General features: G+C 61.6%; 6 protein-coding genes. 5 read left to right on the top strand and 1 reads right to left on the bottom strand.

The genetic code is table 11. The features are described from left to right. The 5 genes from IJL83_02090 to rhaD form a co-directional block, all read left to right on the top strand. The coding region (locus IJL83_02090) for an Hsp70 family protein (protein MBQ6552394.1) at positions 1-457 on the top strand (457 nt) is incomplete at its 5' end. 33 nt (positions 458-490) lie between these two features. After that, positions 491-1,627: a molecular chaperone DnaJ gene (gene dnaJ, locus IJL83_02085; protein MBQ6552393.1), complete on the top strand. Its 1,137-nt coding sequence runs from the start codon at positions 491-493 to the stop codon at positions 1,625-1,627. Positions 1,628-1,684: 57 nt separating this feature from the next. Continuing rightward, entirely contained in the window at positions 1,685-3,046 is a 1,362-nt protein-coding gene (locus tag IJL83_02080; protein ID MBQ6552392.1) for a rhamnulokinase, read from the top strand. Further along, complete coding sequence (locus IJL83_02075; protein ID MBQ6552391.1) at positions 3,043-4,278, top strand: L-rhamnose isomerase; 1,236 nt, start codon at positions 3,043-3,045, stop codon at positions 4,276-4,278. The genes IJL83_02080 and IJL83_02075 overlap by 4 nt, the downstream gene beginning before the upstream one ends. After that, the gene (rhaD, locus tag IJL83_02070; GenBank protein MBQ6552390.1) at positions 4,275-5,090 is read left to right on the top strand and encodes a rhamnulose-1-phosphate aldolase; all 816 of its coding nucleotides are present in this window, start codon (positions 4,275-4,277) and stop codon (positions 5,088-5,090) included. The genes IJL83_02075 and rhaD overlap by 4 nt, the downstream gene beginning before the upstream one ends. A 54-nt stretch (positions 5,091-5,144) precedes the next feature. On the opposite strand, the gene IJL83_02065 is transcribed toward rhaD, so the two are convergent. Next, positions 5,145-6,833 carry a hypothetical protein gene (locus IJL83_02065; protein ID MBQ6552389.1) on the bottom strand — a complete coding sequence of 563 codons (1,689 nt, stop codon included), beginning with the start codon at positions 6,831-6,833 and terminating at the stop codon, positions 5,145-5,147. Between the last annotated feature and the right edge of the window lie 110 nt (positions 6,834-6,943).

Raw genomic sequence — 6,943 nt, 5'->3', positions numbered from 1 at the left:
GGGCACCGGCAAGGAACAGAAGATCACCATCACCGCCTCCAGCAATATGAGCAAGGACGACATCGAGAAGGCGGTTCAGGAGGCCGAGAAGTTCGCCGAAGAGGATAAGAAGAACAAGGAGGCCGCCGAAACGCGCAACAGCGCCGACCAGTCGGTCTACCAGATCGAGAAGTCGCTTAACGACTTCGGCGACAAGGTCACCGAGGACGAGAAGAAGGCCGTCACCGCCGAGCTCGAGAAGACCCGCGAAGCCCTGAAGGGCACCGACAACGACGCCATCAAGGCGGCGGAGGAGGCGCTCCAGAAGGAGTTCTACAAGGTCGCCGAGCGTATCTACAAGGAAGAGGCCGCGAAGGCGCAGGCCGAGCAGCAGCAGAACGGCGGCGCGGAAGGCGGCGAAGGTCCGCAGGGCGGCGACAACAACTTCACCGACGCCGACTACAAAGACGTCGAGTAATTGCGACTAAACTAACACGAACGGAAGATTGCCGTGGCTGACAAAAGAGATTACTATGAGGTCCTGGGCGTAGACAAAACCGCCGGCGAAGAGGAGATAAAGCACGCCTACCGCAAGCTGGCGAAGAAGTACCATCCCGACCTCAATCCGGGCGACAAGGACGCCGAAGCCAAGTTCAAGGAAGTGAACGAGGCATATTCGGTCCTGTCCGACCCGGACAAAAAAGCCAAATACGATCAATTCGGTCACGCCGGCGTCGACCCCAACTTCGGTGCGGGCGGTGGCGGCTTCGGCGGAGGCGGCTTCGCCGACTTCGACCTGTCCGACTTGTTCGGCTCGTTCTTCGGCGGCGGCTTCGGCGGCGGCAGAAGGAACGGCCCCGTGCGCGGACGCGACGTTGAAGCCGCGATTACGCTTACCTTCGAGGAAGCCATCTTCGGCTGCGAAAAGACCGTTGAGATCGGCAGAGTCGAGTCCTGCGGCGACTGCAAGGGCAGCGGCGCGGCGGCGGGAACGCAGGCGGAGACCTGCTCCGTCTGCCACGGCACCGGCCGTGTGATCCGCCAGCAGCGCAGCGTCTTCGGCATGACGCAGGTGCAGACCGCCTGCGACGCGTGCCGCGGCACGGGCAAGATCATCAAGACTCCCTGCAAGACCTGCGGCGGCAAGGGCAAGGTGCGCCGTCAGCGCAAGATAACCTTCAAGGTGCCCGCCGGCATCGACGACGGCCAGGTCATCACCCTTTCGGGCGAAGGCGACGCCGGCGCGAACGGCGGCGGCAGCGGCGACCTGAACATCATTATCAGAGTCAAGCCGCATCCGGTCTTCAAACGCGACGGCTACGACCTGCATATCGAGGTCCCCGTGACCTTCGCGCAGGCGGCGCTCGGCGCGGAGCTGACCGTCCCCGTCCCGGACGGAAAGGTCAAGTATTCGATACCCGAGGGGACGCAGAACGGCGACGTGTTCCGCCTTCGCAACAAAGGCGTCCGCAAGCGCGGCTCAGTCGGCGCGAACGGCGACGAATACGTGCATATCAAGGTAGTCGTGCCGAAGAATCTGAGCAGAAAGCAGAAGGAGCTTGTCCGTCAGATGGCGGAAGGCATCGGGGAGGAGAACCATCCCGAGCGCGGCGCCTTCAAGAGCAAGTTCAAGGATATCTTCAAATAAAAGCAAACGCGGGACGGCCCGTTTCGGTCCGTCCCGATCGTCATATCCGGAGGTATTATGGAGTATTATCTCGCAGTCGATATCGGCGCTTCGTCCGGCAGGCACGTCCTCGGCTCCGTCGAGGGCGGGCGGCTGAAGCTGCGCGAGGTCTACCGCTTCAACAACGGAATGGAGCGGGCCGGAGATCGCCTCGTGTGGAACGTCGAAAAGCTCGTTTCCGAGGTCGTCGAGGGTATGAAGCGCTGCGCCGCGCTCGGTGTGAAGCCGAAGAGCGTCGCCGTCGACACCTGGGGAGTGGACTACGCGCTGCTCGATAAGGATAACGCGCTCATCGCGCCCGTTTACGCCTACCGCGACGGTGGAACGGCGGCAGCCGTTCCCGCGGTCGAAGCGATAACGCCGCCGGAGGAACTCTACGCGCATACCGGCATACAGAAGCAGCCGTTCAACACGATATACCGGCTTTACGCCGACAAGCTCGCCGGCCGTCTCGATCGCGCGGAGCGTATGCTGATGCTGCCTGCGTATATAACCTGCCGCCTGACCGGCGTGATGAAAAACGAATACACCGACGCGACGACGACCGGGCTCGTCAGCGCGCAAAGCGGCGAATGGGACGCGGAGCTTATCGAAAAGCTCGGCCTCCCGAAGCGGCTTTTCGGCCCGCTTGCCGAGCCGTGCGCGCTTATCGGTCGGCTCTCGCCGGAAATCGCCGACGCGGTCGGCTTCGACTGCGAAGTCGCCGCCGCGCCGAGTCACGACACCGCCTCCGCGGTAGCGGCGTGTCCTCTCGGGGAGGGCGACGTCTATATCTCGTCGGGAACGTGGTCGCTCATCGGCGTGGAAACGCCTTCGCCGATCCTGACCGAAGCGGCGCGGAGCGCGAACTTCACCAACGAGGGCGGGGTCGGGCGCCGTTTCCGCTTTTTGAAAAACTACATGGGTATGTGGCTTTTCCAGTGCATCCGCCGCGATATCGGCGAATCGATGACCTACGACGAAATGATGGAGGCCGCCCGCGCCTGCGGCGGACACGCCCGCATCGACGTGACGGACGCCGCGTTCCTCGCGCCCGCGAATATGCTCGAGGCGGTGCGCGCTTTCACCGGCGAGCCGCAAATGGGACTTGACCGCGCGCTGAATACGGTGTATCATTCTCTTGCGGAGTCATACGCCGAGGCGGTTTCGGAAATAGCCGCGATAACCGGCGTCAAGCCGCGCGCGATACGCGTCGTCGGCGGCGGCAGCCGCGACGTTTACCTTAACGAACTGACCGAAAAATACACCGGACTGCCGGTGAAGGCGGGGCCCGTCGAGGCGACCGCCGCCGGCAATCTGCTCTCGCAGATCATCTGCGATAAAAGGATAACGCTCGCGCAGGCGCGTGAGCTTATCGACGGAAAGGGAGAAGACGAATGAGCTATACAGAAGCGAAAGCGAAATACGCCGCGCTCGGCGTCGATACCGAAACGGCGATGGAAAAGCTGCTTTCCGTCCCGATCTCGCTCCACTGCTGGCAGGGCGACGACGTCATCGGCTTCGATAACGACGGCGGACTGACCGGCGGCATACAGACGACGGGGAACTACCCCGGCAGAGCGCGCACCCCCGACGAGCTTGCGGCGGATATCGACGAGGTCGTCCGCCTCGTACCCGGCAGGATGAAGCTGAACCTGCACGCTTGCTACGCCGTCTTCGGCGGCGAACGCGCCGACCGCGACGCGCTGAAGCCGGAGCACTTCGCCTTCTGGGTGAACTTCGCGAAGGAGCGCGGGATGGGTATAGACTTCAACCCCACCTTCTTCTCGCACCCGATGGTGAAGGATAACCTGACGCTTTCCTCGCCGGACGAAACAGTCCGCGCGTTCTGGGTGGAGCACGGCAAGCGCTGCCTCGAGATCGCGGAATACTTCGCGCACGAGACGGGCGAGCCCTGCCTCGTCAACTTCTGGATACCGGACGGATACAAGGATATCCCCGCCGACCGCATCGGCCCGCGCGAACGCTTCAGAAAGTCGCTCGACGAGATCCTTTCCGTCCCGTACGACAAAGACAAAGTCTTCGTTTCGCTCGAGTCGAAGGTCTTCGGCATCGGGCTGGAGTCATACACCGTCGGCAGCGCGGAGTTCTGCCTTTCCTACGCGGAGAAAAAGGGCATAGTGCCGCTACTCGACAACGGGCACTACCACCCGACCGAGCTCGTTTCGGATAAGCTTTCGTCGCTGCTGCTTTTCAACCCGCGCATCGCGCTGCATCTGACCCGCGGCGTCCGCTGGGACAGCGACCACGTCGTGCTTTTCGACGACGAAACGAAGGAGATAGCCCGCGAGCTCGTCCGCTGCGGCGGACTTGACCGCTCCTTCATCGCCACCGACTACTTCGACGCCTCGATAAACCGCGTTTCCGCGTGGGTGACCGGCGTCAGAAGCGTCCGCAAGGCGCTGCTGCTGGCGCTGCTCGAGCCGTCCGCGGAGCTGAAGAAGCTGCAGGACGCCGCCGACTTCACCGCGCTGATGGTGAAGCGCGAGGAGCAGAGCGTGCTGCCCTTCGGCGACGTCTGGGAGGAGCTCCTGCGCCGCGCGGGCGTTCCGTCCGACTATCTGACGGAGATAAAAAAATACGAAAAAGACGTTTTGGAGAAGAGGATATGAAGGATATGCTTTCCGCGCCGTTCCTGCGCGAAATCTGCGAAACGACCTCTAATATGTACCGCCTCGGATGGGACGAGCGCAACGGCGGCAATATCAGTATGCTGCTTGACGAAGCGGAGAGTGCCGAATATCTCGACCTGAGCCGCGTCCTGCGCCGCATCCCGACGGGCTTCGACGCGAAGGCGCTCGCCGGCCGGATCTTCATCGTGACCGGCACCGGCAAATACTTCAAGAATATCGAAAAGCAGCCGGAGAAGGACCTCGGCGTGATCCGCATTTCTGCGGACGGCTCCGAAGCGGAGCTTCTATGGGGCTTCGGCGACGGCGGCAGCTTCACGAGCGAACTGCCGGCGCACCTGATGACGCACGTTTCGCGCCTCGCCGCCGACCCGCTTCACCGCGTTGTCACGCATTGCCACCCGACGAATACCGTCGCGATGACCCGCGTCCACCCGCTCGACGAGCGCTCCTTCACACACACGCTCTGGGAGCAGTGCACCGAGTGCGTCATCGTCTTCCCGGACGGCGTCGGCGTCCTGCCGTGGATGGTCTGCGGCACGAACGGGATCGGCGAAGCGACCGCCGCGAAGATGAAGGAATACCGCCTCGTCGTCTGGGCGTCCCACGGCATCTACGGCACCGGCCGCAGCCTCGACGAGGCATTCGGCCTGATCGAAACGGTGGAGAAGGCCGCGCAGCTCTATATGCTTACCGCGCACCTGCCGACCGTGAATACCATCACGGACGCGCAGCTCAAGGCCGTCGCCGACCGCTTCGGCGTCGATTACCGAAGGGATTTCCTCGATCTGTAAAAAAGAGCATATAAAAAAGCCCTCCCGAGCGGGAGGGCTTTTCGTTATCTTGAATTACAAACTCGTCGCAAGCTTCGCGGCTACGCGCAGGATGGACAGCGCGTCCGCTACCGTGATCTCACCGTCGCCGTCGATATCGCCGACAGCGAGCATTTCCGGCGTCGAAGGCGCAAGCTTCGCGGCGACGCGGAGCACCGAAAGCGCGTCCGCGACGGTGATCTCTCCGTCGCCGTCGACGTCGCCTTTGATCTGCTGCGCGGCGTTTATCGTGAAGGTCAGCGTGACCGCCTTGCCGCCGTTGACGACCGCGAGAACGTGCTCGCCGGGGTCGGAGACCGTTCCGCCGTTATCGAAGGGCGAGCCGTCGAGCGTTCCCTCGCCGACGTCCCAGCTTATCGTGACGGGCGCGTCGTAAACGCCGCCCTGTTCGACTCCGCTGACGACCGGTTCGGCGTTGGCCGGAGCGGCGTAACGGTAGGTGTAGTATTCCTTTTCGGTTTCGTTGCGGAGGTTCGGCGTGGCGGCCGCGAGGCAGGTCAGGAGTCCGTCCTCCATCGTGAAGCCGTAAACGGAGAAGTAATCGTGCCCGGACATATCCGGCGTGAAGAACGTTTCGACGCGGTCTCTGGCGGGGTCGTAGCGGTATATGCCGTCCGGCAACGAGAAATAGAGGTATTCGCCGTCGCAGGCGAGGCGGGAGTAGTTGCCGTTCCACGCGGAATACGGGCCCGCCGGCCAGGAGTAGTCGGACAGGTCGAGTATGAACATTGAGCCGTCGGAGCCGAAGTCGTAGGCGCAGAGCGCCGCGGAGCTGTTGTCGATGTAATACAGCTCGCCGTTAAGCAGGCAGAACTGCGACTGCGAGCCGAACCACGCGCGGTTATCGTAGAGCGCGGAAACGGGGGAGACGTCGTAGTCGTCCGCGCTGTGGGCGGTGGGGTAGGAGGCGTAGAGCTTGTCGCTCGACGAGAGCAGGTTCCAGTGTCCTACCTTGCCGGGAATGTCGAAAAGCGGATCGTCCCAGGTGACGTCGACGTGGTATTTCTCGCCGTCGACGATAACTATGTTCCAGGCGTGAACGAGAGCTTCGGAAGCGCAGGTGTAGCTGCTTATACCGACGTAGTCCAGCAGGTACGAAAACCCGAGCGTGTAACCCTGGCATATCGCCTTGCCGCCCACGAGCGCGCCGTAGGCGTTGTAGTCGTCGTCGGCGTATCTGCCGTTCTCGTAGTCGTAGTCTTCGGAATAGCGGCAGTGGGTTATCAGCCGGTCGTGAACGAGCAGTACCTTCAGCGCCTCCGGCATATCGGGCGTAATGCCCTCGGTGAGCCGTTCGGCGACGGCGTCGCACTCCGCGAGCTGCTCGCGGTATCCGTTTATGTCGGTCTTGTATGAAATGACGAAACTTACGATTTTGCCGCCGGCGACCGCATAGCGCATGCCGGTTACATGGAACGCCTTCGGGTTATCGGCGATGAAATCGCGCAGCATATTCGCGTTTGTGATGTTGTTTGAAATATTATACTCCGAAATGTCGATCGTCCTGCGGCATACGGCTGTGGAATCGTAAAAATATTCCACGAGCTCCGCCAACTGTTCTTCCGTGATACCGAGCGAAGCGGCGCATTCTTCTATGTTGTTTATATAAATATTTCCGTCATACGCCGCGGAGGAAACGACGGGGAGAACCGGCAGCAGTGCGGCACAAATCAGAACGGCTATGAACGCTTTGAGCTTTCTCATTTTTCTTTACCTCTCAAAGATATCTATACAAAATCATTATAGCACACATACTCATGCAGTCAAGAGTGAATTTGAGCAAAAACAAACGCAGCGTTCGCGTGCGAATGCTG

Source organism: Clostridia bacterium (assembly GCA_017438525.1).
Taxonomy (GTDB): domain Bacteria; phylum Bacillota; class Clostridia; order Oscillospirales; family RGIG8002; genus RGIG8002.
This window is presented reverse-complemented; position numbering and strand designations above follow the sequence as displayed.

Bases quoted from the DNA above. Each gene is read 5' to 3' on its own strand.
- IJL83_02075 (MBQ6552391.1), top strand. From the start codon at position 3,043: ATGAGCTATACAGAAGCGAAAGCGAAATACGCCGCGCTCGGCGTCGAT.
- IJL83_02065 (MBQ6552389.1), bottom strand. From the start codon at position 6,833: ATGAGAAAGCTCAAAGCGTTCATAGCCGTTCTGATTTGTGCCGCACTG.
- IJL83_02080 (MBQ6552392.1), top strand. From the start codon at position 1,685: ATGGAGTATTATCTCGCAGTCGATATCGGCGCTTCGTCCGGCAGGCAC.
- rhaD (MBQ6552390.1), top strand. From the start codon at position 4,275: ATGAAGGATATGCTTTCCGCGCCGTTCCTGCGCGAAATCTGCGAAACG.